This is a genomic window from Pseudoalteromonas sp. S1650 (assembly GCF_005887195.1).
GTDB lineage: Bacteria > Pseudomonadota > Gammaproteobacteria > Enterobacterales > Alteromonadaceae > Pseudoalteromonas > Pseudoalteromonas simplex.
Genome location: NZ_PNDF01000152.1, coordinates 1 through 1,362, shown reverse-complemented (window position 1 = coordinate 1,362; position 1,362 = coordinate 1). Strand labels below are relative to the sequence as shown.

The window sequence follows — 1,362 nt, the reverse complement described above, 5'->3', positions numbered from 1 at the left end:
AGTGATAGTAAGCAGCACTAAACTGCCCACTGCCGCTCCGCTGGTTTGCCCACTGATGAGCGGTGTCACATCATTACTATCGGCCAAGGTATCAAGGCTAATCGTCGGTGCGGTAATGTCGATTTCCCCCGTGGCACTGGCTGTTGCTGGGTTACCTGCTTGATCACTGACCGTCGCCGTAACCGTGTATTCTCCTTCTGCTAACAATGTGCTCGCCGCCACTGACCAGGTGCCATTGCTTTGCATCACGGTAGTGACTGTGTGGCTGTTGTTGTTTGCATCGGTAAAGACCACAGTGACTGTACTGCCTTGCGGGGCACTGGCTGTGCCACTGACTGTTGGCGTGGTGTCATTGGTGACGTCTAATGCATTTATATCAATCGCTGGCATGGTGGTATCAATGATACCTGTTCGTGTGGCCGTTCCATCAATGCCGTTTTCTGTCACGGTTGCGGTGACTGTAAAGTCGCCTTCAGCCAAAGCACTGCTTGCTGTGACTGTCCATGTTCCGCCATTAACCGTGGTGGTTAATGTTTCTGCTGGGTTGATACCATCATCAATTACCACGGTCACGACGCTGCCATTGACCGCATCACTGGTGCCGTTAATAGTCGGTGTCGTATCATTGGTTTCGCCAATGACATTAATCGTGATACTCGGTGCGGTGGTATCCAGCACCGCGGTGTCATTGGCGGTTGTTTCATTCCCCGCAGCATCGGTGATGCTAGCATCAATAGTTATCGTGCCATTATTCAACGAACTTGGTACATCTGCTGACCATGTGCCACCTGCTTGCACGGTCGCCGTAAAGGTATAAGTGTTCGTTCCATCTGAAACACTTAAGTTAACCACACTGCCCGCCGGCTCATTGCTGGTCCCACTGATTGTTGGGGTATCGTCGTTGATGGTACCCAAGCTGTCTATCGCTAAGCTCGGTGGCAAGGTATCGATGCTGCCACTGCCTGTATCGGTGCCAACGTTGCCTGCCGCATCAACAATCGTTGCTGTCACGGTATAAGCGCCATCAGGCAAGCTCGGTGCTGTGGCTTGCCACGACCCATCCGCTTGCACTGTGGCTGTGACGGTATGTGTATCGCTGTTGCTATCCACAATAGATAAGCTCACGACCGTTCCTGCTGGCTCAGTAGAGGTGCCCGTAATAAGTGGTGTGCTGTCATTACCCAAGCCAGTGTCGTTAACCACCACCACTGGGGTTGTGGTATCGATAGAGCCTGTGGCATTGACCGTCGTTGGGTTACCCGCTTCATCACTAATTGTTGCTGATACAGTGTAATCACCTTCAGCTAAACCGTTTGGCACTTCGTTAGTCCAGGTTCCATCACTGCCCACTGTGGCTGAGAA

At 52.1% G+C, this 1,362-nt stretch carries 1 protein-coding gene; it reads right to left on the bottom strand.

What is annotated here, in order from left to right; translation table 11 throughout:
• A partial coding sequence (locus CWB80_RS21960) for a beta strand repeat-containing protein (RefSeq protein ID WP_171041576.1) occupies positions 1 to 1,362 on the bottom strand: 1,362 nt, incomplete at both ends.